General features: G+C 56.0%; 26 protein-coding genes. 23 read left to right on the forward strand and 3 right to left on the reverse strand.

The features are described from left to right. Positions 1-84: 84 nt before the first annotated feature. Positions 85-732: a hypothetical protein gene (locus HOP44_RS09070; protein WP_172252584.1), complete on the forward strand. Its 648-nt coding sequence runs from the start codon at positions 85-87 to the stop codon at positions 730-732. A gap of 104 nt (positions 733-836) precedes the next feature. On the opposite strand, the gene HOP44_RS09075 is transcribed toward HOP44_RS09070, so the two are convergent. Continuing rightward, entirely contained in the window at positions 837-2,228 is a 1,392-nt protein-coding gene (locus HOP44_RS09075; RefSeq protein WP_172252586.1) for an alkaline phosphatase, read from the reverse strand. A gap of 345 nt (positions 2,229-2,573) precedes the next feature. Here HOP44_RS09075 and HOP44_RS09080 point away from each other — a divergent pair, with 345 nt between their 5' ends. From HOP44_RS09080 to HOP44_RS09110, 7 genes are all read left to right on the forward strand, one after another. After that, entirely contained in the window at positions 2,574-3,113 is a 540-nt protein-coding gene (locus tag HOP44_RS09080) for a histidine phosphatase family protein (protein WP_172252588.1), read from the forward strand. Next, on the forward strand, positions 3,110-3,574 hold the full coding sequence (locus tag HOP44_RS09085; RefSeq protein ID WP_172252590.1) for a ribosomal maturation YjgA family protein: 465 nt from the start codon (positions 3,110-3,112) through the stop codon (positions 3,572-3,574). The genes HOP44_RS09080 and HOP44_RS09085 overlap by 4 nt, the downstream gene beginning before the upstream one ends. Continuing rightward, complete coding sequence (locus HOP44_RS09090; protein ID WP_172252591.1) at positions 3,571-3,984, forward strand: hypothetical protein; 414 nt, start codon at positions 3,571-3,573, stop codon at positions 3,982-3,984. The genes HOP44_RS09085 and HOP44_RS09090 overlap by 4 nt, the downstream gene beginning before the upstream one ends. 89 nt (positions 3,985-4,073) lie before the next feature. Next, positions 4,074-4,511 carry a GNAT family N-acetyltransferase gene (locus tag HOP44_RS09095; RefSeq protein WP_172252592.1) on the forward strand — a complete coding sequence of 146 codons (438 nt, stop codon included), beginning with the start codon at positions 4,074-4,076 and terminating at the stop codon, positions 4,509-4,511. Positions 4,512-5,118: 607 nt separating this feature from the next. Further along, positions 5,119-5,961 (forward strand): BglG family transcription antiterminator LicT, encoded by an 843-nt coding sequence (licT, locus tag HOP44_RS09100; RefSeq protein ID WP_172252593.1) that lies wholly within the window; start codon positions 5,119-5,121, stop codon positions 5,959-5,961. Between the two features lie 302 nt (positions 5,962-6,263). Further along, positions 6,264-8,165, forward strand: coding sequence for a beta-glucoside-specific PTS transporter subunit IIABC (locus HOP44_RS09105; protein WP_172252594.1), 1,902 nt, complete (start codon positions 6,264-6,266; stop codon positions 8,163-8,165). 265 nt (positions 8,166-8,430) lie between these two features. Continuing rightward, positions 8,431-9,333, forward strand: coding sequence for a manganese catalase family protein (locus HOP44_RS09110; protein ID WP_172252595.1), 903 nt, complete (start codon positions 8,431-8,433; stop codon positions 9,331-9,333). Positions 9,334-9,538: 205 nt separating this feature from the next. On the opposite strand, the gene HOP44_RS09115 is transcribed toward HOP44_RS09110, so the two are convergent. Then, positions 9,539-10,024: a 3-keto-5-aminohexanoate cleavage protein gene (locus HOP44_RS09115; RefSeq protein ID WP_172252596.1), complete on the reverse strand. Its 486-nt coding sequence runs from the start codon at positions 10,022-10,024 to the stop codon at positions 9,539-9,541. Between the two features lie 276 nt (positions 10,025-10,300). Between HOP44_RS09115 and HOP44_RS09120 the strand changes: the two genes are divergently transcribed. The 8 genes from HOP44_RS09120 to HOP44_RS09155 all read left to right on the forward strand — a co-directional run bounded on the left by HOP44_RS09120 (position 10,301) and on the right by HOP44_RS09155 (position 15,955). Beyond that, complete coding sequence (locus HOP44_RS09120; protein ID WP_172252597.1) at positions 10,301-11,329, forward strand: HD-GYP domain-containing protein; 1,029 nt, start codon at positions 10,301-10,303, stop codon at positions 11,327-11,329. Between the two features lie 159 nt (positions 11,330-11,488). Next, positions 11,489-12,106: an NUDIX hydrolase gene (locus HOP44_RS09125; protein WP_172252599.1), complete on the forward strand. Its 618-nt coding sequence runs from the start codon at positions 11,489-11,491 to the stop codon at positions 12,104-12,106. 131 nt (positions 12,107-12,237) lie between these two features. Further along, a complete protein-coding gene (locus HOP44_RS09130; RefSeq protein WP_172252601.1) occupies positions 12,238-12,852 on the forward strand; it encodes a histidine phosphatase family protein in 615 nt (204 codons plus the stop codon). Positions 12,853-12,978: 126 nt separating this feature from the next. After that, positions 12,979-13,758: an ATP-binding cassette domain-containing protein gene (locus HOP44_RS09135; RefSeq protein ID WP_172252603.1), complete on the forward strand. Its 780-nt coding sequence runs from the start codon at positions 12,979-12,981 to the stop codon at positions 13,756-13,758. A 106-nt stretch (positions 13,759-13,864) separates the two neighbouring features. Next, positions 13,865-14,023: a hypothetical protein gene (locus HOP44_RS09140; RefSeq protein WP_172252605.1), complete on the forward strand. Its 159-nt coding sequence runs from the start codon at positions 13,865-13,867 to the stop codon at positions 14,021-14,023. A gap of 219 nt (positions 14,024-14,242) precedes the next feature. Then, the gene (locus tag HOP44_RS09145; protein ID WP_246369695.1) at positions 14,243-14,716 is read left to right on the forward strand and encodes a GNAT family N-acetyltransferase; all 474 of its coding nucleotides are present in this window, start codon (positions 14,243-14,245) and stop codon (positions 14,714-14,716) included. Between the two features lie 132 nt (positions 14,717-14,848). After that, complete coding sequence (locus HOP44_RS09150) at positions 14,849-15,343, forward strand: GNAT family N-acetyltransferase (RefSeq protein ID WP_172252607.1); 495 nt, start codon at positions 14,849-14,851, stop codon at positions 15,341-15,343. Between the two features lie 165 nt (positions 15,344-15,508). Then, positions 15,509-15,955, forward strand: a complete 447-nt coding sequence (locus HOP44_RS09155) for an Hsp20 family protein (RefSeq protein ID WP_172252609.1) — start codon at positions 15,509-15,511, stop codon at positions 15,953-15,955. A gap of 111 nt (positions 15,956-16,066) precedes the next feature. On the opposite strand, the gene HOP44_RS09160 is transcribed toward HOP44_RS09155, so the two are convergent. Beyond that, positions 16,067-17,104 (reverse strand): hypothetical protein, encoded by a 1,038-nt coding sequence (locus tag HOP44_RS09160; protein ID WP_172252611.1) that lies wholly within the window; start codon positions 17,102-17,104, stop codon positions 16,067-16,069. A 356-nt stretch (positions 17,105-17,460) separates the two neighbouring features. On the opposite strand from HOP44_RS09160, the gene HOP44_RS09165 reads away from it, so the two are divergent. From HOP44_RS09165 to fur, 7 genes are all read left to right on the forward strand, one after another. Beyond that, positions 17,461-18,372: a DnaJ domain-containing protein gene (locus HOP44_RS09165; protein WP_172252613.1), complete on the forward strand. Its 912-nt coding sequence runs from the start codon at positions 17,461-17,463 to the stop codon at positions 18,370-18,372. A gap of 27 nt (positions 18,373-18,399) precedes the next feature. After that, a complete protein-coding gene (clpB, locus tag HOP44_RS09170) occupies positions 18,400-21,054 on the forward strand; it encodes an ATP-dependent chaperone ClpB (protein ID WP_172252615.1) in 2,655 nt (884 codons plus the stop codon). After that, a complete protein-coding gene (locus HOP44_RS09175; protein WP_172252617.1) occupies positions 21,051-21,734 on the forward strand; it encodes an HD domain-containing protein in 684 nt (227 codons plus the stop codon). The genes clpB and HOP44_RS09175 overlap by 4 nt, the downstream gene beginning before the upstream one ends. A gap of 28 nt (positions 21,735-21,762) precedes the next feature. Continuing rightward, complete coding sequence (locus HOP44_RS09180) at positions 21,763-22,344, forward strand: GNAT family N-acetyltransferase (protein WP_172252619.1); 582 nt, start codon at positions 21,763-21,765, stop codon at positions 22,342-22,344. Between the two features lie 51 nt (positions 22,345-22,395). Then, on the forward strand, positions 22,396-23,127 hold the full coding sequence (locus HOP44_RS09185) for a metallophosphoesterase family protein (RefSeq protein WP_172252621.1): 732 nt from the start codon (positions 22,396-22,398) through the stop codon (positions 23,125-23,127). 224 nt (positions 23,128-23,351) lie between these two features. After that, positions 23,352-24,875, forward strand: coding sequence for an NAD(P)H-binding protein (locus HOP44_RS09190; protein ID WP_172252623.1), 1,524 nt, complete (start codon positions 23,352-23,354; stop codon positions 24,873-24,875). A gap of 263 nt (positions 24,876-25,138) precedes the next feature. Next, a complete protein-coding gene (fur, locus tag HOP44_RS09195) occupies positions 25,139-25,618 on the forward strand; it encodes a ferric iron uptake transcriptional regulator (protein WP_281358040.1) in 480 nt (159 codons plus the stop codon). Positions 25,619-25,700: the final 82 nt, after the last annotated feature.

A 25,700-nucleotide genomic window follows, 5' to 3' on the forward strand; every position in this document is an offset into this window, starting at 1 on the left:
AGAAACAGAAAGGGAAGTGCAACATGCGCTTCCCTTTTTGCGTTTAGAAGATAACTCGGAAGGGAAATAAAGGAGGCGAATAAAGTGAAGCGAAAAGAAAACGGACGGCTACGTACCGGCATGATGCGCGCGAAAATCCGGCTGCTGGCTGCCCTGCTGATCGTATTGGCCGGGATCGGAGGAAGTTTGGCGGTCAAGCCGATACCGGCTTATGCCTGCACCTGCGCGATTATCGATACGGAAGAAGCTGCCGGTTATGCGGATACTATTTTCTCGGGTACCGCTGTCGACCGTCGCGAAAGCCCGATTGGTTCCGATGGGGGACGTTCCAGCGCGGATCCCGTTTATTACCGGTTCGAAGTCGACACAGCCTGGAAAGGGGAAGCGTACGAGAAGATGACGCTTTCCACGGAAATGAGCAGCGAATCCTGCGGAGCGGATTTCAAGATGGGAGAGAAGTATCTTGTATTCGCACGCAAAGACGGAAACATGCTGACGACCGGCCTTTGCTCCGGCAATCAATCGTACGCGGCGGGCGTCGACCCGGCCGCCGTGCAGCAGCTTGGCGAACCGGTTGAACGGAAGGCCGGTTCTTCTCCGGATTGGCCGGAAGAAGGCTCGGCCATCCCGATCTATGTGTGGGCAATCGGCGGTGTGCTGGTGGTGGTGGTGGTGGTCGTGGCGCTGGCACTTGCCCGCGGGCGCCGGCACGCAGCGAAGCGAAACCGGTGAGAGCATATTTTAAAATAGTTCTAAAACCAAAAAAGGATACGGCCGCGCGGGCCGTATCCTTTTTTGCCGGGTTTTATACTCTGCCCGATTTGCGCCGCTTCCCGTTAACGGGTCGGCTTGCCGCCGAGCAGTTCGAAGATAATCTTCGCGTTATCCGTGTTGTCGATCAGACCGGCAAAACGCTGGCTGCTCGGTCCGTACGCGTAGACCTGTACGTCTTCGCCGGTATGGCCGCCTGTTGTCCAGCCCGTGAACGAACGGGTATTGAAGATCGCTTCGATCGCATTGTCGATCGTAGTGACGTCTTTGCTTGCCGCCGCCGTTTTCACGGAAGCCCGTTCTTCGGCCGTCAGTTTGAGCTTGATGTTTTTCTTCAGCACGCTGTCGACCGACTCGCCGGCAGCGATCTTGGCCGCCATGTAGTCGGGCGTACGCACGGCCGCTTTGATCGGTGCCACGTCGAAGTTGTACTCGCCGTTTGCGCCGAGACTCAGACCTCCCGTGGAATGGTCGGCTGTCGCGACAACCAGCGTATTGCCGTCTTTTTTGGCAAAGTCGATTGCGGCCTGGAAGGCGCCTTCGAAATCTTCCATCTCGCTCATCGCGCCGACGATGTCGTTGTCATGGCCGGCCCAGTCGATCTGGCTGCCTTCGACCATCAGGAAGAATCCTTGGTCGTTGTCGCTCAAGCGGTCGATCGCGGCATTCGTCATTTCTTTCAGCGACGGCGCTGCCGAAGTGCGGTCGATCATTTTGTCGAGGCCGCCGTCCGAGAACAAGCCGAGCAGCTGCTGATCTTTGTTGGCCAGCAGGCTTTTGCGATCGGTCACGTAACCGAAACCGGCTTTCTTGAATTCGGCGGTCAGATCGCGGTCTTTGCGTACGAAGTTGCTTTTGCCGCCGCCGAGCAAGACGTCGATCTTGTGTTTGCCGCCGATCATTTCGTCGAAGTAATCGTCCGCGATCGCGTCCATGTTTTTGCGGCTGAGATCGTGTGCGCCAAAAGCGGCCGGTGTGGCATGCGTAATTTCGGATGTGGCGACGAGGCCTGTGGACATCCCGTTTTCTTTGGCCTGCTCCAGAACCGTTTTCACTTCCGTCTTGTCGTTGTCGACGGCGATCGCCGCATTATAAGTCTTGACTGCCGAAGACATGGCTGTCGCGGCCGAAGCGGAGTCGGTAATATTCTGGTGTTCGTCTTCCGGATACGTCGTTTGGGCGCCGACCAAATACGAATCGAACGCCGTTTTTTCCATCAGGGGAGTAGACGGCTTGTCTTTCATATACCGGTAAGCCGTCGTGTAGGAAGGACCCATCCCGTCGCCGATCAGGAAAATGACGTTTTTGGCTGTGCCCGCGGCCAGTGCTGCCGCTGCGGTTGGAGCGTTGGCCGGAGCCGCAGGAGCTGCCGGAACGGCTGCTCCGGTCAGGGTCGGGGCTGCCGCCAAAGTCAGACCCAGTAAGGCGGGAAGTCCTTTTTTAAACAAGCTGTGCATGTACATGTCCTCCTTCAAATATGTATCTTGGCTAAATCTGCGTTCACGCCGACTCACGGGGAGATTAGGGAGGCCTTAATGATTGAATATATGCTCAAGTATAGTCGCCAATATAAAATGAAGATCCGAGTTATGTAAAAAATATGAAAAAACAAAAGAAGGCGTCGCGCTGACCGGGCGGTTCGCGTACCCGAGCAAGCAGGCTTTTGGGACAAACGGCGCTTCCTTTTTCCGACGGGGAAAGGTAGAGTGAAAGCAGGCCCGGTCGGGCGGAAGAAACGTGCGCAAAGCGTGCCGGCATGGAGCATACAGCCGCAGGCGGCGCCGCGGAAAGGTGAGAGGACGTTGACGACTTTTTATTTGATCCGGCATGGAGAGCCGGACTGGGATACGTACAAACCGCTTCATCTCAAAGGGAACGGGCGCGATCTCGTACCGCTGACAGACAAAGGCGTGAAGCAGATCGTCGAAGCCTCGGCAGATTTCCGGCTGCGGGAAGCCGAGCTGATTCTGAGCTCGCCCTATACGCGCGCGATGCAGACCGCCGCTATCTTGTCGAGGAAGCTCGACCTTGCGCTGCAGGTGGAATACGATCTGCGGGAATGGCAGCCCGATCTGACATTCGAATACGATACCGAGGAACGCATGCGGGAACTCCGCGACGATTACAATCGCTGCGGCGGCATTTACCCGGCCGGTGAGACAAGATTATGGGAAAGCCGGGACAGACTGCTTGAACGTTTGGAGGGCGTGTTGGAACGCTATTCGCAACATTCAAAAGTCATCGTGGTCGGGCACGGGACCTTATTCGGGACCCTGGTCGGGCGAACGGATATCGAGCAGGGCGAGATCGTGGAATACGAGAGCCCGGACGGCGCCCGATGAGAAACGTGCGCAAGCGCCGGCACCGTCGGCGTCTCCGGCTGTACAAACGCTCCCTGTATCTCGCGGCAGCGTCGTCGTCGGCCCTGCTGGGACTGGCATCCCGGGCCTGTGCGTCCGCCCTGCCGGAATTTCTGGCGCGGCATGCGGGAGATGCCTTGTGGGCCGCCCTGGTCTATCTGCTGTTTCGGTTCGTATTCCCGGATCACCGGCCGCTTGCATGTGCGATTTATGCGGTGATATTCAGTTTCGGCATCGAATTCAGCCAGCTGTACCGGGCGTCGTGGATCGAAGGACTGCGCTCCACGACGCTTGGCGCACTGGTGCTGGGCCGAGGCTTCCTGACGGTCGATCTGGTGCGCTATACGGCGGGAATCGCAGCTGCTTGGGCCGCCGATCTGATGGTGCTTCGTCTTCCCGACCGAAAAAAAACCGAAAATAGCCATAAGGAGGAATCCCGATGAAAAAAACGTTGATCGGCTGCGTGCTTACGCTTGCGGGAACATGGATTGTCGGCTGCATCTTCGTGGCTGCCGCACTGTTCGTGCCGAATATGTCTTCCTGGGAAGGCACACGGTTGTGGTACGCCATCTTCGGCGGCAGCCCGTACGAAGCGGATCTGAAACAGAGCATGGCGCTCGGTCTGCCGTTCGCGATCGGGATGCTGATGTTCGCCGCGGGCATCGTGATTTTGGCCGTCGAATACTTCCGTCCGGAGGCGCGGGCCGACTCGTTGCCCGTGCCTCTCCGGGCCGCGGCCAAATCTCCTGCCCCTGTTTCCTCGGCTCCGGGTCCACGTCCGCTTCCCGCGGCCGGAGAGCGCCCCGCCGGCGATAACGAAGAGATTCCGACGATGAGGGAAGTCCGTCCATGAACGATCGGTCCGCATCGCGGCACATCCCTTGGAAGAAAGCCTGATTTTCGAAAAATAAATACCCGATTCAAGGAGGAACTCCCTAAGCCATGATCCAAATTCGCACTCTGCAGGAAACCGACCTGCCCCGGCTTGCCGTGCTGTACGAACAATTGGTCGAAGAACCGTCGTCGCCGCAGCGGATGCAGGAGACGTTCGCCAGGCTTGCCGCCGATCCGAATTACCGGCTCCTCGGCGCGTTTGAAAACGAACGGCTGGCCGGGAGCGTAATGGGCGTCGTCTGCCACGATCTGATCGGAGACTGCCGCCCGTTTATGGTGATGGAAAATGTCATCGTATCGGATGCGTTTCGCGGCAGGAGAGTCGGAAAACTGCTGATGGAAGAGCTGGAGCGGATCGCGCGCGAGAGCCGCTGCGCCTATGCGCTGCTTGTCTCGAGCGGCTTCCGGACCGAAGCCCATGCTTTCTATGAAGCGTTGGGGTATACCGAAGACGTAAGAGGCTTCCGCCGCAGACTGACGCTTTGAACTTGACCCGACTTTTAGTCCGGCCAGGCTGTCTAGAAAGTCCTATTCGTTGTAGAAGTTCGTCAGCTGCGGGAGAATTCGTTAGCGGATGCTCACGATGTGCCTTTCTTCGAAAGGCTTTAGGTCGCGTGGTGAAATCGGGGAAAAAGATTGAAATTTAGCGGAATTTCCCCAATTAACGGTGCAAGTTCATATCCCGATTTTGGATGAATTTGCACCACAAAGGCGAACACTAGCATAGGCTTTCGAAGTGCATTTCTTCGAAATGCTTTAGTTCCTTCACTGAATTTCTCCCTCTGCCTCCTCGCTTCATTTGGTTTCAGACTTTCTCGACGCGCTAACCGGACTTTCAATCCGGTTTCTTTTTTTGAGAAAAAGTAAGTAACATCTTGTAATCGCTTTATATCCTATGCTACAATGATTCAGACAACAGGATTGTGACCGGTAACGCGGGCAATGCCTAAGTTAACTCAAATGTTATTAATTCGGAGAGAGCTCTGCCGACTTGATGATATTTGCATTAACTTAGGCTTTTTTTATAGGCTGACAGCTTCGGAGCAGGGAGCGGAGCGTCGGACATGTGCGATTGCAGTCGGGAGTGAAAACGATGATTATCGAAAAAGTGCTGAACAATAATGTGCTGCTGACCCGCAACGCCAAAGGGAAAGAAGTAATCGTCATGGGACGGGGCATTTCTTTTAACAAAGTGATCGGCGACGAAGTGGACGAGCACAAGATCGACAAAATTTTTATGCTGAATACGAATGAACTGACGGCACGGCTGACCGAGCTGCTCAACGAGATTCCGGTCGCGCATCTGGAGACGGTCAAATCGATCGTCGAACATGCGGGTACCGTGCTCGGCGAAGAATTAAACGATAATATTTACCTGTCGCTGACCGATCATATCTCGTATGCGATCGAACGCCACAGCAAAGGCATCGATTTCAAAAACGCGATGCTGTTCGAAATCAAGCGTTTTTACAAAAAAGAATACGGGATCGGACAAGATGCGCTTCAGATGATCGAAGATCAGGTCGGCGTGCGGCTCCCGGAAGACGAAGCGGGCTTTATTGCCCTGCATATCGTCAATGCCCGTACCGACGGGGCGGAGATGCGCCTGACGATGGAGATGACAGAGATCGTGCATCATATCCTGAACATCGTCACTTATCATTACGGTATCGTGCTTGACGAGTCTTCGCTGAGCTATTCGCGTTTCCTGACGCATCTGCAGTATTTCTCGATGCGGCTGCTGCGCAAGGAAGTGCAGGAGAGCGGAGAAGATTTCCTCTACGAGCAGGTGCGCCTCAGCTACGCCAAAGCGTTCGAATGCGCGAAGAAAATCGACGATTATCTGCAAAACACGTATCATCAGTCGCTGAGCAAGGACGAATACGTCTATCTCACGATTCATATTCAACGCATCACGACGCGCGGGGAGGAGTAAGGCTGCTCGGGTGCAGCCTTTTCCGGACCATTCGGGCGTCGGCAACTTCATACACACATTTTCTATCGGATACAGGGTGTAACTGGTCATGCAGGCAAAACCTGAACTGGTGAGAGAACGGACTTTTTTCGGCGGGAATTTCCTGCGCGAATCGGGTCCGCTTCCGTCACGAGTTCAGGTTTTTCTGCGTTTTACAGAGACGAAAACCGGCAGCCGGCGCCGTTTTTGCCTTCAGTAAAGCGCACAACTCCGGGCTCGGCCTGTTCCAATCAAGCATGTACATTCAGCAGGGAGGCTTAACCATGAACGCAAAAGACCAAGAGATTGCCAAAAAAGTCATCGAAGGCGTAGGCGGGGAAAGCAATGTGAGTTCCGTCTTCCATTGTGCGACGCGCCTCAGATTCAAATTGAAAGATACATCGAAAGCGGACAAAGAAGCATTGAGCCAAACGCCTGGCGTTGTCACGGTCGTCGAGAGCGGCGGACAGTTCCAGGTGGTCATCGGCAACAATGTACCGGAAGTATTCAAAAGCATGATGCAGCAAAGCAATCTCAAAGACGCCGAATCGGCGGACAGCAGCGAACAGCCCGAAGAAAAAGGCAGCCTGCTGAACCGCGCGGTGGATATGATCTCCAGCATCTTCTCGCCGCTGCTCGGCGCGCTGGCCGGAGCGGGGGTACTCAAAGGCCTCGTGGCCCTGTTCCTCGTCCTCGGCTGGATCACGGAGGAATCGGGTACGTATCTGATTCTCAATGCCGCGTCCGACAGCGTATTCACGTTCCTGCCGATTTTCCTGGCCATTACGTCTTCGCGCCGCTTCAAGACGAATATGTTCGTCTCCGTCGCGATTGCGGGCGCGCTGGTCTATCCGGCCATCGCGGCTGCGCAGGGCGCCGGAACGGCTCTTACCTTCCTCGGGATTCCGATCGTGCTCGTCACGTATACGACGTCGGTCATTCCGATCATTCTGGCGGTATGGGTGCAGTCCTATACCGAAAAGTTCTTCTCGTCGTTTATCCACCAGTCGGTTAAAAATATCCTCGTGCCGATGTGCACCCTGCTCGTTGTGGTACCGCTGACCTTCCTGGCTTTCGGTCCGGTCGGCAACATCATCAGCGAAGGATTGGCCGACGGCTACACTTGGCTGTATAACCTCAGTCCGATCGTTGCGGGCCTGATCGCCGGCGGTCTCTGGCAGGTCTTCGTTATTTTCGGCGTTCACTGGGGCTTCGTGCCGATCATGCTCAGCAATCTGGGCACGATCGGTTACGATACGATGCTGCCGATGCTGGCCGCTCCAGTATTGGCTCAAGCCGGCGCACTGTTCGGCATTTTCCTCAAAGCGAAAAACCGCGATCTCAAAGCGCTCGCAGGTTCCGCGACGCTTGCCGGTATCTTCGGCATTACGGAACCGGGCATTTACGGCATTACGCTGAAATATAAAAAACCGTTCATTCTGGCCTGCGTCTCCGGCGCGGTCGGCGCAGCGATCATCGGCGCCGGCGGCGGACGCGCGATCTCGTTCGCGCTGCCGAGCGTGCTCGCCATTCCGGCCTATGTCGGAACCGGATTCGCGACTACGGTGATCGGGATTGCCGTCGCGTTCGGACTTGCCGCCCTGCTGAATCTGTTCCTGTTCAAGGAACCGGTCGCGGAAGCCGCCAAAGCGTCGGCAGTCACCACCGACGGACAGCGGGTCTCCGCCCGTCCGGAAGAAGCGGTCTCGGCTCCGGCCGACAGTCTGCTCAAAAAGGAAATCATCGTCAGCCCGCTGGAAGGTACGATTCAGGCGCTGGATAGCCTCCCGGATCCGGCTTTCTCGTCGGGTGCGATGGGACAGGGCATCGTGGTCGATCCGACGTCGGGCCGTCTGACTTCGCCTGCTTCCGGCACGGTTACGACCGTATTCCCGACGGGACACGCCATTGGAATTACGACGGACGGCGGCTCGCAGCTGCTGATTCACGTCGGCGTCAATACGGTGCGTCTCAAAGGCCGATTTTTCGATAAAAAGGTGAAAGAAGGCGACCGGGTGGAAGCCGGGCAGCTGCTGCTCGAATTCGACCTGGAACAGATCAAGGCGGCAGGCTACATTACGGCCACTCCGGTCATCGTGACGAACTCCGCCGAGTATCTGGATGTACTCAAGACAACGGAAGCTGCCGTCAAGAACGGCGATTACCTGCTGACGACGGTCGTCTAAGCGGCCCGGACGCACAGCTGGGTGCTTCATTTTTGCGTAAGCCGAACGTTTTGTTCGAAGTCCAAAGCGCCGAAATCCTGGTTCCAGGGTTTCGGCGCTTTTTGTTTTTTTGCCAAATCCGGAGGCTCCTGCAGGCTTAAAAGGATAGTTATTTGTGAAACAAACGTGAAAAAAGCCCGAATTGGACATTTTCCGTTTGAAAAAGCCCCAGCCGTGTAATACTGGTTAGCAGCATATTTCGTCTACATTTGGGAGGAAGCCTTACATGTTCAAACGCATGGAAGAGATTATGATCGAGATTCCGGACGTCGAAAAGCCCGATCCGAATGCGGCAGCTGCCGTGCAGGAACTGCTGGGCGGCAAATTCGGCGAAATGTCCACGTTAAACAATTATCTGTTCCAATCGTTCAACTTCCGTTCCAAATCCAAGCTGAGACCGTTCTACGATCTCGTGATGAGCATTACCGCCGAAGAGCTGGGCCACGTCGAGCTGGTGACGCACGGGATCGGCAAGATTCTGCAGGGTTCCACTTCGCCGGGAGATCCCGACAAGAGCCCTCTGGACGCCGTAAAAGACGCCAGACTTTCCTATCCGTTCCTCGCGGGCGCACAGGGCGGCATGCCGATCGATTCCATGGGCAATCCGTGGACCGGCGCGAACGTGTTCAACAGCGGCAACCTGGTCGAAGATCTGCTGCATAACTTTTTCCTGGAGTGCGGAGCGCGTACCCACAAGATGAAAGTATACGAAATGACCGATCATCCGGCGGCGAGAGCCGTAGTCGGATTCCTGCTTGTACGCGGAGGCGTACACGTCGTCGCTTATGCCAAAGCGCTCGAAGTGGCAACCGGCGTCAACGTGACCAAACTCATTCCGATTCCTTCGCTGGACAACCGCAAGTTCAACGAAGCGCGCAAATACGAAGAGAAAGGCGTACATACCAAGCTGTACACCTGGAGCGACAACGATTTCAACACGATCGACCAGATCTGGAAAGGCACGCACCCGGAAGACGGATCGCCGCTTGAAGTGATCGCCGGCGTGCCGAAAGGCGTACCGATTCCGGAAGCTCCGCCAATCGACGAAGAGTTCGCACCGGGCATTTCCGCCGCCGAATTCAAAGAAATCGCCAAGCGTCTCAAACAGGCCGGCAATATCAACGAATAACTTCTATCCGGTTCCGAAGCCAAAAGCCTCCGCCGCCCTTTCATGGGCGGTGGAGGCTTTTCCGATGAAGCCGCCCGGCGGTTCGCTGCGGAAACCCGCCTGCGGGCAGAAGGGAATTCAGAAGCGGCCTTCGCTCAGCTTCGCCGTAAAGACCGGTTCTTCATTGTCTTCGGCGCCCGGACCCGATAACAGCATGCTGCCGTCTTCAAGGCCGATCCGTCCGTCGAACCCCGATCGGTACCCGCATACAGGATTCGCAGCCGGGCATGGCTACGAAGCGTTCCGCATCCGATTCCGAACACAGACCCGCTTCCGCGCCGATCCCGAGGAAGAGTGCCGCCGCGGCGATCCATTCGGAATCGGGCTCGCGGATATTGACCGAGACGTAGTCGGGAAGGGCCGTCCAGGACCGCATCAATTTTATCCTCGTACCGCTGTCGGAGAGGATGGAAGCGGCGGTGGAGATGCCGATCGGAACCCCGCCCAAGCGTTCGCGCACGGTCAGCGGCGTCCGGGCCACGTCGGCCGCTTCCAGGGTTTCGACGCCCCCGGCATCGCGGATATGAATATGGAGCTCGGCCGCGCCGGCACGAACCGTTTTTTCGGCATCCAGCGCGATTTCTTCCGGTGTGCAGGGAACGGCCGGGTGATCGTTTCGGCTGCGCGAGCCGTTTAGGCAGGCTTGAAGCATACGGCATTCTAGCTCGGAGGAATATAGGATAAATTCTAGTATATTCCAGTCGGCGGAAGATTACTGGTTTTTTAAGAGACGGCCCATAATATATAAACATTACTCATAAACATTTATTTACAGTAACATTCATAAGCGAGTAGGTGCTAGGCCTTATTTATCCGGTTTTTTGCCCGACTAAAGTCGTCTTTAACGCTTGCTTTCTAATAAAAAAAACTTTGTATCCGATACCTTTTATAAAAGAAGTTATTTACATACATCTAGGGAGGTTGTCCATTGCGAATCCATGTAACGGATCTTCAACACGGCGATATGCTGAAGGAAGACGCGTTTAACCCGGCGGGACTGCACGTCCTTCCGCGAGGAACGGTCATCAAGACCGAAGAAACGGATCTGCTGAACCGCCACAAGATCGATTACGTCGAGATTGAACCGCACCATTCGGAGACGGCTCCGGACATTCTCAGTGCCGCGATGCAAAGTCATATCGAACTTGCGATCCGCGGGTACCAGTCGATTTTCCTTGAAGCGCTCACCAGCGGCAAATTCAACGAAACAACGGTCGATTTGCAGCTTGAACCGCTGCTTCGGACCGTGGACGAACATCGCGATGTCGTGTCGCTGCTGCTTGTGCTCGAGCGCGAGGACGTCAGTTTGTACAACCATTCGATGCAGGTCGGCATGCTGTCCTATTACATGGCAACCTGGCTCGGTTACTCCAAAGAAGAATGTTACGCGATCAGCAAAGCCGGTTATCTGCACGACATCGGCAAGAGCAAGATTTCGCCCACGATCCGCAACCGGACGGATTATTTGACGGAGTACGACATGCAGGAGCTGCGCAAACACGCGAAGCTTGGCTACGACGTGATCCGCAATTCGATGGATGACGAGACGACGTCGCTTGTCGCCTGGCAGCATCACGAGCGTGAGGACGGTTCGGGTTACCCGCAGGGATTGACCAAGGCGGATATTCATCCGTATTCGCAGATTGTGGCGGTTGCCGATACTTACCTGAGATTGTCGGAAGGCAAAAAAGGCGAACCGAAACGCCCCCTGCTCGATATTTTGCGCGAAATCAACGAAATGGGATTCGGCAAGCTGAATGAAAAGCCGGTCCAGGCGCTCGTCCAGCATCTGATGTCGAACCTGATCGGCAAAAACGTACGGTTGAACAGCGGCGAGACGGGGACGATCATTCTTAACAATCCTTCGGACATTTTCAAGCCGCTGGTACGGGTAGGCGATCAATTTCACGACTTGTCGCGCGAGCGCAACCTGATTGTCGACGAAGTCTTTATTTGACGAAGGCCGGGCTTTTTTGGGATTTCCCAGAAAAGCCTTTTTGTATGCATCGGACAATCGGGATACGGCGGCAGGCAGGAATCGAAGTTTTTTTCCCGAACTTGTTACAGCGGGCTCAATGGATTGACGAGCAAAAAGGTGCAGCGAGGAGGACAGACGATGGAGCCGAAGTGGCTGGAATGGGCCAAAAGAATTCAAGCGATCAGCCAGGCCGGATTGGAATATTCCCGGGATGTTTACGATCTGGAACGGTTCGAAATGCTGCGAGCGCTCAGTCTGGAAATCGTACATGAACATACGGGAGTAGGGACGGAGCGGCTGCGCGATCTGTTTGCGGGCGAGACCGGTTACGCGACGCCGAAAGTCGACGTTCGGGGAGTGATTTTTCGGGACGAACGGATTCTGCTTGTACGCGAACGATTGGACGGGGCATGGTCGCTGCCGGGAGGTTGGGCGGATATCGGACTGTCGGCCAAAGAGAATGTCGTCAAAGAAATCCGTGAAGAGACGGGATACGAAGCGGAAGCGGGCCGGCTGCTCGCTGTGCTCGATAAAAAATTCCACGATCACCCGGTCTCGCCTTTTCACGTGTACAAAATGTTTTTCCGCTGCGAGATTATGGGAGGAGAAGCGGCGGCGGGTCTGGAGACCAGCGAAGTCGGCTTTTTTGGCGAAAATGAACTGCCTCCGCTGTCGGTCGAACGCAATACGGAGAAACAGGTACGCCGAATGTTCGATTTTCGGAGAACGCCGGACCTTCCGGCCTGGACCGACTAAACTCTTCCTATATTTAAAATTCAACATATGAAAAATTCATGATAGAATATACCGATTGATTGAACCGGTAAAAAGGCCGACAATAAAAAGAGCTGGAAATTCATTACAAGAAGTATGGGGGATGAATGGCAATGATAGAATTATTGGTCGTGCGGCACGGGGAGTCGCAGGCGGATCTGGAAGACCGGCACGAAGGGCGTGCGGACTTTGAGCTGACTCCGCTCGGCGAACGCCAGGCAGGGCTAGCCGCCGCCTGGATCGCCAAAAGATACCGTCCCCACGAGATGATAGCCAGCCCGCTGAAGCGCGCTGCGCGTACGGCGGAAGCCATTGCTCAGGAATGCAAACTGACGGTGGCTTACGACGAGAAATTGACGGAATGGAATAACGGTCTGCTGGCCGGAATGAAACGGGAGGAAGCGCATCGCCTTTATCCGCTGCCCGCGTCCGGCAGACAGCCTTTCGATACGCTCGCGGAGTCGGAATCGGAGATCCAGTTTCGTGCCCGGGCGGAAGCCTTTTTGTCGGAGCTGCTGTTCAGGCATCGGAGCAAGCCCGATCTGCACCGGATCTGTATCGTTTCGCACGGCGGGATGATCAATATGCTGTTCCACAGTCTGCTGAATCTGCCCTTCCAGACCGAGTTGTCGCTGGCGACGGGAGATACGGGGATCCACCTGTGGCGAATCGACCGTTCCCGCAAACGGATCGTATTTACGAATGCGCAGGAGCATCTGCGAAGCTGAATCTTCCCGCCCGGGCCTACACCGCCTTCGGGCGGTTTTTTGCCGTTTTCCCTGTGCCGCTCTTTGCAACTGTTTTCCGTTTGCGCTACGATAAAAAGAGAGCGGTGCGTTAAAGGAGGAAAGAATGTGGCAGCGGTAATCGAATTGAAGAATGTTTCTTGGAGACGCGGCGAACACGAGATCCTGCACGGGATTGAATGGACGGTCGAAAAGGGACAGCATTGGGCGATCCTCGGGCTAAACGGCTCGGGCAAGACAAGCATTCTGAATATGATCAACGGGTATATGTGGCCGACGACCGGCGAAATTTCCGTGCTCGGACACAAATTCGGGACAATCGATCTGCGCGAACTGCGCAAGTCAATTGGTTGGGTCAGCTCCTCGCTTCAGGAGAAGATCAGACCCAACGAGCAGACGCTTGATATTGTCGTCAGCGGACGACATGCTTCGATCGGGCTGTATGCCGGTATCGAAAACCGCGATCGGGAAAAAGCGGAAGAACTGATGCGGGATCTGGGCTGCGCCCATCTGCTCGGACGCACCTATCAGACCTGCTCGCAGGGAGAGAAGCAGAAGCTGCTGATCGCGCGGGCACTGATGGCGTCGCCCCGGCTGCTGATTCTGGACGAAGCCAGCAACGGACTCGATTTTATCTCGCGGGAAGCGCTGCTGCAGAGTATCGATCGGCTGGCTTCAAGGCCCGACGCGCCCACCCTGCTCTTGGTCACGCATCATACGGAAGAAATTTCTCCGGTATTCTCGCATTCGCTGCTGATCCGGAGGGGACGCCTGTTCGCCCGGGGGCGTTCGGAAGAAGTACTGAACGAAGAGACGCTTGGCGAATTTTTCGAAATGCCGGTCGGCGTCGAATGGCGGGGCGGCCGCGCCTGGCTGTCGGTACGCTGAACAAGCATTCAAGCGGATCTTACGGATCCGAGGCCTGTTTGTTTATTCGCCCAGCGGGTAATGATACGTTGTCGAACGATATCATACCTTTTGAGGAGGAAACAACATGAGCAATCCAAACGAAGATCCAAATCAGAAAAGCGCAGGCGAAGATACTTTGATGGAACAGACCCGCAAAGAAAAAGGAGCAAACGTCGAGACGCAGGCGGATGATTGGGCCGGCAAATCGGCTTCGCAGTCTCCGGACGACAATAAAGACCAGTAAAACCTAACGTTTTTCTTTTCTTTGCATGGGGCATTTATAAAAACAGGGGCTGATTTCCCCGCGAACGGACACCGGTTAAACCGGTGTCCGTTTCTGCTTATGCGGAAAAACTCCACTGTGTTCCGGTTTGCCCAATAAACGGAATTCCAGTAGAATGAATAGCGTCAACGATGGAACGATAAATAAAAGAGGAATTTACAGCAGACGGGAGCAGATACGATGAGCGAGCTGATTATGCGCACGGCCAGAACGGACGATATCGGGCAGTTGGCCGAGATGCGTTACGATTCGACGATAGAGAACCACCCGGAACTGATGATTACCGACGAGCAGCACCGGGATTACACGGATGAAATGCACGAGTTTTTGGAAGAAGCGATCGGTTCCGAAAACTGGGTAGTCTGGCTTGCGGAGTACGGCGAAGAAATTGTGGGGCATGTCTATTTGGAAATGGTGCGGAAAGTTCCGCGGCCCGGACGGATAACCAAGCCGTTTATTTACATGACCAATGTGTACACCCGTCCGCAGCATCGCGGTCTCGGCATCGGAAGCCGGCTGGCGCAGGTGGTCGAGCAGTGGGCGCGCGAACTGGACCACGATTTTATCATGGTCTGGCCGAGCGGCCGCGGTGAAGAATTTTATACGAAGAACGGGTATTCCGCCTGCTCCGTGCCGATGGAACTGAAATTGTAGAGCGAATAAACCTTTATAAACGGTCGAAGATCGGCAGATTCCAGGCCGCGCATGTCTGCAATATTCGAGCGCGCGGTTATATCCACGCGTCTTTTTTTCGTCTAGTCTTAAAGGCGAAAAGGAGGGGATCTTATGAGTGAAAAAGAATCCGAAAGCCCAATTGCGGAAGCGGTGATCCGACCGGAACACGTAGGCGATTCACGGCAGGCAAGCGAACTGTTGGAACAGTTGGGATATCCGACGGAACCGGGCGAGCTTGCGAATCGGCTGAAAGCCCTGCGTGGAAACGATGAATATTCGGTTCAAGTCGCGGAAAGGGAAGGGCGGTTGGTCGGCATGATCGCCCTGCATCTTGAACGACCTCTGCTCCACTGCGCCTGCGAGGTCAGAGTCATGGCGCTCATCGTTTCGGAACAAGAGCGGGGATCGGGGATCGGACGCCGTCTGCTGAAGGCGGGCGAAGAATGGGCACGCGGCTTGAACGCAGCTTATATCTGTCTGAACAGCGGTAACCGGTCAGAACGGCAGGCCGCCCATCATTTTTATCGCCACTGCGGCTATTCAAGCCTATCCACCGGCTTTTCCAAACCGCTACAAGATCAAAAAGAACAGGAAAACGTTCTTTAGGCCGGATGAATGCGTATAAAGCCGTTTATTCGTTTGAAAAAGCCCCAGGAGAACTTTGCCAGCGCGCCGGGATCCTTTTATAATGAAGCTGCAAGGTCAATAAAGGTCAAACAAACTTCGCATGAAACGATCGTCGGCAGTCCGATTTCGAGAGGAGAATGGAAGATGTTTGAACAAGGTCCTTTTGGCAGAAATGCGGAAGAAATGTTCAGTCAGCTGGCAAAGACGTTCGGAGATACGTTCGGCGAAGATTTTGCCGCTCCGTTCCGCGAACGGATTCTATCGTTCCGTACCGATATCCATGAAGACAACGGCCGTTATCTGCTTGAGGCGGAGCTCCCGGGTTTCCGGAAAGAAGATATCGATATCGATTATACGGCTCCTTATCTGACCATTCGTGCCGTTCGGCATGAAGACCGGCAGGAAGAAGAGCAGGAGCGCCGCGTCGTTCGAAGCGAACGGCGTTACGGCGAATTCGTCCGGCGCTTTTATATGGAAGACGCGGACCGCGAAGGCATCCGTGCTTCCCTTAAGGAAGGCATGCTCAGACTGGACATCCCCAAAACAGAAAATACCTTCGGCAAGCGGATTTTGATCGAAGGAGAAGATTGACCCGCCCAAGCGGCTGCGCTTGAACAGCGGTTTGCTGGGGTTTTGCGCAGCAGACTGCGAACCCAAAAAAAGACACCGGATTTTCCGGTGTCTTTTTTGAACCGTTCCTTTTTAGGGACGCAGCGTCGACCGGAATTTCAGCACGGCTTCGGCCAATGCGGCGCGCGAAGCTGCCAGTTGTTCCGGAGGAGACGCTTTCGACAGGACCGAAGCCGACTTGTTGATCGCCTTGCGCAGTTCGCCGAAAGCCGAGCTTGGATACTGACCGGAACGGATGCCTTTCGGAGAATCGAGCAGTTTGGACGCCTGGTCCAATTCGCCTGCAAGCTGCAGACCTTCGGTCAGCGCCGTGTAGGCATTCTGGACGCAGAGTGCTGCGCATTCAATCGGGAGCAGTCCCGAGCTACCGGCAAGCAGGGCTTCAAGTCCGTTCGCCTGCGCATGGAAAGCGCTCAATAACTTGGAGTAATCCGCCGTGTTCGGCAGATCGGCCGAGATTTCCGCAATCGTCTGACGCTGTTGATTCAGTTGGCCGAGCCGCTGCGAGCGGTCCAGGTTCATGGAATCGCGAAGCACAGCCGTGCCTTCGATATATTTCAGATACTGTTCGCGGAGCCGAGGAACCGTGGTGTCCGGATCGTAAGCCGCAGCTTGCGCTTCGTCAATAATCGCCATCATGGTATCGGCCGCTTCCTGCGGATAAGTGCCCGGCGCGGTGCCGATCGAATCGTTAAGCATTCTTGCAGTCTGGAAAGTTTGTCGTTCTAGAATGGAGGCATCGCGGATGTAGTCTTCAATGTAAGCGCCAAGCGCGGAATCGAGGGTATGATAAGCTGCATTAAGTTTGAGGGAAGAAGTATTGGGATCGAGCAGTAAAGCGCGTGCTTTGTCCGAGGCGGCTTTTACGGCCAGATAGCGGGCATTGCCGGGATCGCTGTAAAAGTCGTCGGCCGCTTTGTCGCACATGGCGAGCCGCTTGATCAGCGCTGTCCGTTCCGCGCTGTTCCAATTCGCGATGGCTGCGGCCTGCTCGGCGGAAGCGATCGGCGCGATCGGTCCGAAGACGGGAATGCTCCATCCGCTGCCGAAAGTTACACCGACAGCCAGTGTCGCCGCCATCCATTTCCCGGGAATTCTGGGTATATTCAAAAAGAACTCCTCCTTATGTCCTGATGTCAACGTGCAAATTTTGTTCCTCATTTAATTAAACCTCTCCCCGAAAACGAAACGCCTTTTTGAACAGAATCCCGGAAAATTGCGATAATTCGCGGCTTTGTTCGTAAGTTTGGTGCGGATTTACTGATTCGGGCGAACTAAGGCGGAGATTTCTGCGGAATTTCGAAAGATTTCGACAGAAAACGATGCGTCCGCGGCTTCCGAAAAAGCCTTATCCGAAAACCGGAGCGAAAAAGATGCGTAAGCCCGCCGCCTCATATAAAATGAAAGAGATCGGGTAAACTATCAAAAAGAGGGCGTACAGCCCGGCCCATAAGGAGAGGAAGGCTATGCCGGACAAAAACCATTACGACGTACTCGGAGTCGAAGCAAATGCCTCCCAGCCGGAAATCAAGAAAGCGTATCAAAAGCTGGCCAAACAGTGGCACCCGGACGTAAACAAAACGGACGGGGCCGAACGCCGGTTCAAAGAGATCGCCGCCGCCTATGAAGTGCTGGGCAGCGAAGAGAAGCGCCGCGAATACGACGCTTCGAGACTTCGTCCTTCCGGCGGAGGGTATCGGGGAGCGGGGGCCGATTACGGTTCCGCGGGCACCGGATTCGGCGGTTCGGGCTTCGATTGGGTGAACGACCTGCAGCAGGAAGATATTTTCGACATGTTTTTCAATGAACGGGTCGGCGGATTCGGGACCAGAATGGCGGGTTCCGCTCCCCGGCCTCCCGGCCAATCCACGCTGGAAGTCACGCTCGAACAGGCGTATCGGGGCGAGACGGTCCGGATTGTACTCGGAGGCAAGACGATCGGACTGAAGCTGCCGGAACGTTCCCGCAGCGGCAGTACGATCCGTATGACGGGAAGCGGCAGCAACGGACTTGCGGCCGGCGAAGAACTGCATATCGTTCTGAAGATCGCCGATCATCCGGTCTACAGTCTGGAAGAAGAGGATCTGGTCGCGGTACTGCGGATCGCGCCCTGGCAGGCCGCTCTCGGCGGGCAGGCGCGAATCGGACTGCCGGACGGAGCGATGGTCAATCTGAATCTTCCGCGCGGTTCGGCCGCAGGCAAAAGGCTGAGGATTCCGCGCCGGGGATTAAAAAAAGCGAACGGAACCTACGGGGATTTGTTTGTCGAACTCGAGATTACGGTTCCCGATCCGGGCGAGGCGGAAGAAGAGCTGTACCGCCGCCTGGAGAGCCTGTCGAATTTCCGTCCGGAACTCGGCAGACGCAAATCCCGATAACCGGAAAGAAACGAGGGAACAACGACGATGGATGCTGACCGTTTGACGAAAAAACTGGAAGAGGCGATCCTGGCCGCGCAGTCGCTTGCGGTTTCGGGCAGGCACCAGGAGATCGATACGCCCCATCTGCTTCAATCGCTGCTGCGGCAGCAGGGAGGTCTGCTGCCGAGACTGCTGGAGCGTCTGAACGTGGCGGAAGACGAAGTGGCGCGTACGGTCGACAAGCTGCTGCGCCGCAAAGCCCGTGTCGAAGGCGGCGTACAGCCGTATTTTTCGTCGGATCTGCTTGCCGTGCTGAATCAGGCCGGTCGGGAAGCGAAGCAGATGCACGACGAGTTTACGGCAGTCGAGCATGTGCTGCTCGCTTTCGAACATGATAAACGCGGAGGCGCGGGCGAGCTGCTGCGAGCCCAAGGCGTGACTCGCGAACGGCTGCTCGGCGTACTGAAGGAAATCCGCGGCAGCCAACGCATTACGGACCGCGAACCGGAAGGGACCTATGAAGCGCTGGAGAAATACGGCCGGGATCTCGTTTCGGAAGTGCGTGCGGGGCGGATCGACCCGGTCATCGGCCGCGATGCGGAAATTCGCCGGATCATCCGGATTCTGTCGCGCAAAACGAAAAACAATCCGGTGCTGATCGGCGAGCCCGGCGTCGGCAAGACGGCGATCGTCGAAGGGCTGGCGCACCGCATGGTACGGCGGGATGTACCGGAAGGCCTACGGGGCAAAACGATTTTTGCGCTCGATATGAGCGCCCTTGTCGCCGGCGCGAAATACCGGGGCGAATTTGAAGAACGGCTGCAGGCGGTACTGCGGGAAATCAAGCAGGCTTCGGGCCGGATTCTTCTGTTTATCGATGAACTGCACACGATCGTCGGAGCGGGCAGAGCCGAGGGGGCGATGGATGCGGGCAATATGCTGAAGCCGATGCTGGCCCGGGGCGAGCTGCACTGTATCGGAGCGACGACGCTTGACGAATACCGGGAGCATATCGAGCAGGATCCGGCACTCGAGCGCAGATTCCAGCAGGTCCGGGTCGGCGAACCGGGCGTGGAAGATACGATCTCGATTCTTCGGGGACTGCGGGAGCGCTTCGAAGTCCACCACGGCGTCCATATCCGCGATAGCGCCCTGGTAGCGGCCGGTGTGCTGTCCGACCGCTATATCTCCGACCGCTTTCTGCCCGACAAAGCGATCGATCTCGTCGATGAAGCCTGCGCCATGATCCGCACCGAGATCGATTCCATGCCGAGCGAGATGGACGAAGCGGCACGCCGGACGATGCAGCTGGAGATCGAAGAAGCGGCGCTGCGCAAAGAGAGTGACCCCGCCAGTCTGCGGCGTCTGGATCATCTTCAGCGCGAACTGGCCGATCTCAAGGAAAAGTATCTCGGCATGAAAGAGCGCTGGGAACGGGAAAAAGCGTCGATCGAGCGTGTGCGGGAATTCCAGCGTGAACTGGAGCAGGCGCGCAAAGATCTCGAAACGGCGCAGGAAGCCTACGATCTGGAAAAATCGGCCGAACTCAGCTACGGTATCATTCCCGGCTTGGAGCGCGAATTGAAGCGTGCGGAAGAAGAAGTGCAGCGGGGCGGAGAAGAGAGAATGCTGCGGGAAGCGGTCACGGAAACGGAAATTTCGGATATTGTCTCCAAATGGACAGGCATTCCGGTCAGCCGCCTGGTCGAAGGCGAGCGCCAGAAGCTGCTTCGGCTCGAAGATACGCTGCGCCGCCGCGTCGTCGGCCAAGATGAAGCGATCGGACGGGTCGCCGATGCGGTACTGCGCGCGAGAGCCGGTATCAAAGATCCGAATCGCCCGATCGGCTCGTTCTTGTTCCTCGGTCCGACCGGTGTCGGCAAGACCGAACTCGCCAAGGCATTGTCTGCGGAACTGTTCGACCAAGAAGACAATCTGATCCGGCTCGATATGTCGGAATATATGGAGAAGCACAGCGTCTCGCGTCTGATCGGTGCCCCGCCCGGTTATATCGGATACGAAGAAGGCGGCCAATTGACGGAAGCGGTGCGGAGGCAGCCGTATTCCGTGATTCTGCTCGACGAAGCGGAGAAAGCGCATCCCGACGTCTTTCATCTTCTGCTGCAGCTGCTCGATGACGGGCGGCTGACAGACTCGCGCGGCCGAAAAGTCGATTTCAGAAATACGATTGTGATTCTTACCTCCAATATCGGTTCGGCTTATTTGACCCGGAATCCCGATTTCGGCGAAACGGACACCCCTGCGGTAGACGAAAAAGCGCAGGAGCGCGTCATGCGCGAACTGCGTCTGCATTTTCGGCCCGAATTTCTCAACCGGATCGACGAGGTGGTCCTGTTCGGCCCTCTCGGCCTGAAAGAGATCGGCCAAATCGTATTCAAGCTGGCCGAAGAACTCCAAGCGCGCTTGTCCGGGCGCCGGATCGAACTTGAACTGTCCGAACGTGCCGCGCGGCTGATTGCCCGGGAAGGGTTCGATCCGGTCTACGGGGCGCGTCCGCTCAAAAGGTATATCCAGCGTTCGCTCGAGACGCGGGTGGCCCGGGCGCTGATTGCCGGCGAAGCCCAGGACGGCGACCTTCTGCTTGTGGATGAAGAGAACGGCAGGCTTGAGATGCGGATCGTATCGGGAGAACCGGGCGGCGTACCGCCGATCGACGAAACGAAGGAGCGTACGAGATGACAGAAACAGGCAGGATAGAACCAAACGGACAGCAGGAAGCCGTGCTGCGCGCGGCGGCCGCTCTGGCCCGTCAGGAACACGAACACGAAGGCAGCGGACACGACTGGTGGCATATCTACCGCGTGACGGAACTTGCGAAGCGGATCGCGGCCGAAGAAGGGGCGGACCCGTTCATCTGCGAGCTGACCGCGCTGCTGCACGATTTGGCGGACGAGAAACTGGTCGACGATCCGGCAGCGGGTCTAAGGCGGACTTCGGCATGGATGAAGGAACACGGGGTGTCCGCCGAGGATAACGCACATGTGATGGACATTATCGGGACCTTGTCGTTCAAAGGAGGATCCGGTCATCCGATGTCCACGCTCGAAGGCCGGGTCGTCCAGGACGCGGACCGGCTCGATGCGATCGGAGCGATCGGGATCGCCCGGACCTTCGTCTATTCCGGCAAGAAGGGCCGGCCGATGTACGATCCGGAAATTCCGGTGCGTCAGGAGATGACCCCCGAAGAATACCGCAGCGGCAACGATACGGCGATCAATCATTTTCATGAAAAACTGCTGAAGCTGAAAGATCTGCTCAATACGGACTCGGGACGGCGGATTGCGGACAGCCGCCATGCCTTTATGAAAGAGTTTCTGGAGCGGTTCGAACGCGAATGGAACGGCAGTGACGGAATGTGATTTGGATTAAAAGGGAGTGGAAACCAAGATGAGTTTGAATGTGGATCCGATTATGCTGGAATTCCCCGAGCAGTTCGAAACCGAACGGCTGATCGTTCGGGCGACGCGTCCCGGCGACGGAGCGGAATTGAATGCGGCCATTCGGGAAAGCCAACAAGAACTGGCTCCGTTTATGCCTTTCGCCCGAGTACTGCCCGAACCGGAAGCCACGGAAAAGCTGATGCGGCAAAAACGTCTGGAGTTTCTCGGACGGACCGATTTGATGATGTTGATGACGGATCGGGAAACGGGGCGGATTCTCGGCGCAAGCGGTCTGCACCGCTTCGATTGGGAAGCGCGCCGTTTCGAGATCGGTTATTGGGTGCGTACCTCCTTTGCGGGGCGGGGGCTGGTGACCGAAGCGGTTCACGGTCTGACCCGTTTTGCCGCCGATGAACTGGGAGCGAACCGGGTCGAGATCCGCTGCGACGACCGCAACGTGCGAAGCGCGGCGGTTGCCGTCCGCGCGGGCTTTGCCCTTGAAGGCGTTCTGCGCAGCTGGCGGAGAGAAGAAGACGGAACGCTTGTCAGTGACAAGGTGTTTGCAAAAATTCGCGGTGTCGATTTTTAATCGGCCGACTGCATAGAGCAGCGAAAAACAGAAAGGAACGGAGGATTATCGATGACCAAAATAGCTATTCTCTCGGATCTTCACGGCAATCTTCCGGCTCTGGAAGCGGTGCTGGACGATATCGACAGCCGAGGGATCGAAGAGATTTACTGTCTGGGGGATCTGGTCGGCAAAGGGCCGAGCTCCGATCTTGTCGTGGATTTGATCCGCCGGCGTTCCCGCCATACGATCCGGGGGAACTGGGATCAGTTTCTGCCGCGGCCGACAGATTCCGAGACGCTGCTGTGGCATCAGCGGCTTCTCGGCGAAGAACGGCTCGATTATTTGCGGGCGCTGCCTTTTTCGATCGAGTTTCGCTTAAGCGGCCGGTATGTGCGGCTGTTCCATGCTTCTCCGCGCAGCGTGTTCGAACGGGTGCAGCCGTGGGACGATTACCGGGAGAAGCTGAGTTTATTCGAAGCTTCGGACCTCAGCGTCGAACCGGTCGCGGCGGACATTGCGGGTTACGGAGATATCCATAATGCCTATATGCAGCATATGGACGGCCGTCTGCTGTTCAATGCGGGCAGCGTAGGCAATCCGCTTGATACGACCCAGGCCTCGTATGTAATCTTGGAAGGCGACCTTGGCGAGCGGAAGAAAACGCGGTTCGATCTGACTTTCGCGCGGATTCCCTACGATATCGAACAGGCGGTCCGCCAGGCGGAAGAGTCGGGAATGCCCGAGCTCGCTCCTTACGTGCGGGAACTTCGGACGGCCCGCTACCGCGGTTTGCCGGATTAAACCCGGTACGGTTTGGACCATGAACTTCTTTTTTGGCCCGGTTATGAGCCCCTGCACGGATGCGGATCTTCGCGCCCGTACGGAAAGTGCTCATGGCGGGTTATTTTTTCGTCCAGCGGGTAATGAACAGCAACGGCGGCCGAACGCACGCTTCCTTTTTTTGTTCGGCCTCAAGGAGCGTTCGAAGTCATTCCCGGAAAATCCCAGACGAAGAAGGTGTTCACATGGAAGAAACGACAGCGATGAAACAAGAACGTCCAAAGGTCATTTTGACCGGGGCCAGCGGATATATCGGACATAATTTGATGCAAAAACTGAAAGAAGACTACGACGTAATCGCCCTTTCCCGTCACGGAAGCTCGCATGAAGACGAAGAGCATGCGGAATGGAGAAGCTGCGATTTCTATTCGATGGACGATGCGTTGGAATCGCTCCATGGAGCGGATTACGCTTTTTATTTGATTCATTCGATGATGCCGACGGCCAAGCTCACCCAGGGCAAATTCGAAGACATGGATGCGATCTTGGCCGATCATTTCGCCCGCGCAGCCCGAAAAAACGGAATCCGCCATATCGTTTATCTGAGCGGTATTCTGCCCGACGGCGTACCGGAAGAAAATTTGTCGCGCCACTTAAGAAGCCGCCTGGAAGTCCAGCGGATCCTTGAGTCGTCCGGCGTACCCGTTACCACCGTACGCGCCGGGTTGATTGTCGGACCGCAGGGTTCGTCCTTTCCGATTCTGCACAAACTGGTCGAACGGCTGCCGGTGATGCCCCTTCCGAGCTGGACCCAAACCCAGACCCATGCCATTGCGCTGGACGATGTGCTGAACGCACTCAAGAAAAGCGTCGGCAACGAAGAAGTCAAAGGCCGGGCGATCGACGTGGGAGGCCCGGACGTGATGAGTTACAAGGAAATGATGCAGCAGATGGCCGAAGTGATGGGCGTCAAGCGGCGCTTTATCGATCTGCCTCTGCTGACGGTCAATCTGTCCAGACTGTGGGTCACCCTGATCACCCGCGAGCCGCGCGAAATGACGTATCCGCTGATCGAGAGTCTGATCCATCCGATGGTCGCCCATCCGGAGAACAAAGTGGAAGGGATCAGCGACGGCAAGAAAACGTTCAAAGAAGCCGCCAAAGAATCGCTGGAAGAAGAAAAACGCAAAAAAGAAGAACAAGCCGCTCAAAAAAGCGAGTCTTCCGGCGGCAGCTCCAAGTCGGCAGCGGAACGCACCCAAAAATCCGACGTTCGTTCGGTTCAGCGGGTGACGCTGCCCGAAGGCAAAGATGCCCAGTGGGCCGGCGAGTATTATCTGGAATGGCTGGGTCGGGCAATGGGGCCGCTGATCCGGGTGCATAAAAGCGAAGACGGCGTCACGCAGGTTTTTATCCGCTTTTTCAGCCGGCCGATTCTTGAATTGAGCTACGATCCGGTTAAAAGCGGGGAAGACCGCGCTGTCTACCGGATCACGGGCGGAATATTCGCCAATTCCAAAGACGCCCATACGGGCCGTCTTGAATTCCTGATGATCCCGGGTTCCAGCGACTGCGTCGTAGCGATTCACGATTATATGCCCGCGATGCCGTGGTTTTTGTACAAGTATACCCAGGCCAAGCTGCATCTGGCCGTCATGTTCTTGTTCCGCAAACATCTGGAACGCAAAGGTACGCTCGGCAAATCCAGCACCTCCAAAAAGTCCGGGGGTTCCGTCGGTACGCCTTCGTCTGCGGAGGCGGGAGTTTAAGCGGCTGCCCGCAGCCGTATCAATCCACACAAGCGCCTGCACGGGATCCGAGTTCCGGATTTGCCGCCAGGCGCTTTTTTGTCCGCCAAGACCGCAGCGGCAGGCCTTCCCAAAAGATTGTCGGTGCAGTGTGATAAAAATCTTTGCGCATTCTACAGCTTTGCGTTATTATTAAATTATAATCATTCTAATTAAACGAAGCAGCTTCAGCCGCCCAAACGGCGAATAAGCAGCCCGGAAGTTCTAAAGGAGGTTCGAAACCCTTGATCAGCGTAGAAGAACAACTTAAATCCATGAAGCAGCAGATGATCGCCAAAGGATATAAATCGACGGTTCAACGGGAAGCGACCATGCGCGTTCTGCTTGAACACGAACGTGACCATATGAGCGCCGAAGATGTATATATGCGGGTAAAAGAACGGTTCCCCGAGATCGGGTTGGCCACGGTATATCGGACTCTGGAATTGTTGACCGAACTCCATCTGGTGGAGAAAATGAATTTCGGCGACGGGGTATCCCGTTTCGATTTGCGCAGCAAAGACCGGGAGCATATGCATCATCACATGATCTGCTCGATCTGCGGCGAAGTGGAAGAAATTCAAGACGACTGGTTGATCGAGCTGGAACAGCGGGTCAAGCGCGAATACGGATTCAATGTATCGGATCATCGGCTTGATTTTATCGGAACATTCTCGTCCTGCAAACACGGCGAGTGCCGAAAACACTGCGAAACGGCTTCGTGAAAAGATGAATCGAATCTCTGCTTTCCCCGAAGAGGCTGCATGCCGCAGCCTCTTTTTTGTTCGCCCAATATTGACAACGTGC

This window comes from Saccharibacillus deserti, assembly GCF_013618475.1.
Taxonomy (GTDB): domain Bacteria; phylum Bacillota; class Bacilli; order Paenibacillales; family Paenibacillaceae; genus Saccharibacillus; species Saccharibacillus deserti.

Bases quoted from the DNA above. Each gene is read 5' to 3' on its own strand.
- HOP44_RS09075 (WP_172252586.1), bottom strand. From the start codon at position 2,228: ATGCACAGCTTGTTTAAAAAAGGACTTCCCGCCTTACTGGGTCTGACT.
- HOP44_RS09085 (WP_172252590.1), top strand. From the start codon at position 3,110: ATGAGAAACGTGCGCAAGCGCCGGCACCGTCGGCGTCTCCGGCTGTAC.
- HOP44_RS09090 (WP_172252591.1), top strand. From the start codon at position 3,571: ATGAAAAAAACGTTGATCGGCTGCGTGCTTACGCTTGCGGGAACATGG.
- HOP44_RS09095 (WP_172252592.1), top strand. From the start codon at position 4,074: ATGATCCAAATTCGCACTCTGCAGGAAACCGACCTGCCCCGGCTTGCC.
- licT (WP_172252593.1), top strand. From the start codon at position 5,119: ATGATTATCGAAAAAGTGCTGAACAATAATGTGCTGCTGACCCGCAAC.
- HOP44_RS09105 (WP_172252594.1), top strand. From the start codon at position 6,264: ATGAACGCAAAAGACCAAGAGATTGCCAAAAAAGTCATCGAAGGCGTA.
- HOP44_RS09110 (WP_172252595.1), top strand. From the start codon at position 8,431: ATGTTCAAACGCATGGAAGAGATTATGATCGAGATTCCGGACGTCGAA.
- HOP44_RS09115 (WP_172252596.1), bottom strand. From the start codon at position 10,024: ATGCTTCAAGCCTGCCTAAACGGCTCGCGCAGCCGAAACGATCACCCG.
- HOP44_RS09125 (WP_172252599.1), top strand. From the start codon at position 11,489: ATGGAGCCGAAGTGGCTGGAATGGGCCAAAAGAATTCAAGCGATCAGC.
- HOP44_RS09130 (WP_172252601.1), top strand. From the start codon at position 12,238: ATGATAGAATTATTGGTCGTGCGGCACGGGGAGTCGCAGGCGGATCTG.
- HOP44_RS09140 (WP_172252605.1), top strand. From the start codon at position 13,865: ATGAGCAATCCAAACGAAGATCCAAATCAGAAAAGCGCAGGCGAAGAT.
- HOP44_RS09145 (WP_246369695.1), top strand. From the start codon at position 14,243: ATGAGCGAGCTGATTATGCGCACGGCCAGAACGGACGATATCGGGCAG.
- HOP44_RS09150 (WP_172252607.1), top strand. From the start codon at position 14,849: ATGAGTGAAAAAGAATCCGAAAGCCCAATTGCGGAAGCGGTGATCCGA.
- HOP44_RS09155 (WP_172252609.1), top strand. From the start codon at position 15,509: ATGTTTGAACAAGGTCCTTTTGGCAGAAATGCGGAAGAAATGTTCAGT.
- HOP44_RS09165 (WP_172252613.1), top strand. From the start codon at position 17,461: ATGCCGGACAAAAACCATTACGACGTACTCGGAGTCGAAGCAAATGCC.
- clpB (WP_172252615.1), top strand. From the start codon at position 18,400: ATGGATGCTGACCGTTTGACGAAAAAACTGGAAGAGGCGATCCTGGCC.
- HOP44_RS09175 (WP_172252617.1), top strand. From the start codon at position 21,051: ATGACAGAAACAGGCAGGATAGAACCAAACGGACAGCAGGAAGCCGTG.
- HOP44_RS09180 (WP_172252619.1), top strand. From the start codon at position 21,763: ATGAGTTTGAATGTGGATCCGATTATGCTGGAATTCCCCGAGCAGTTC.
- HOP44_RS09185 (WP_172252621.1), top strand. From the start codon at position 22,396: ATGACCAAAATAGCTATTCTCTCGGATCTTCACGGCAATCTTCCGGCT.
- HOP44_RS09190 (WP_172252623.1), top strand. From the start codon at position 23,352: ATGGAAGAAACGACAGCGATGAAACAAGAACGTCCAAAGGTCATTTTG.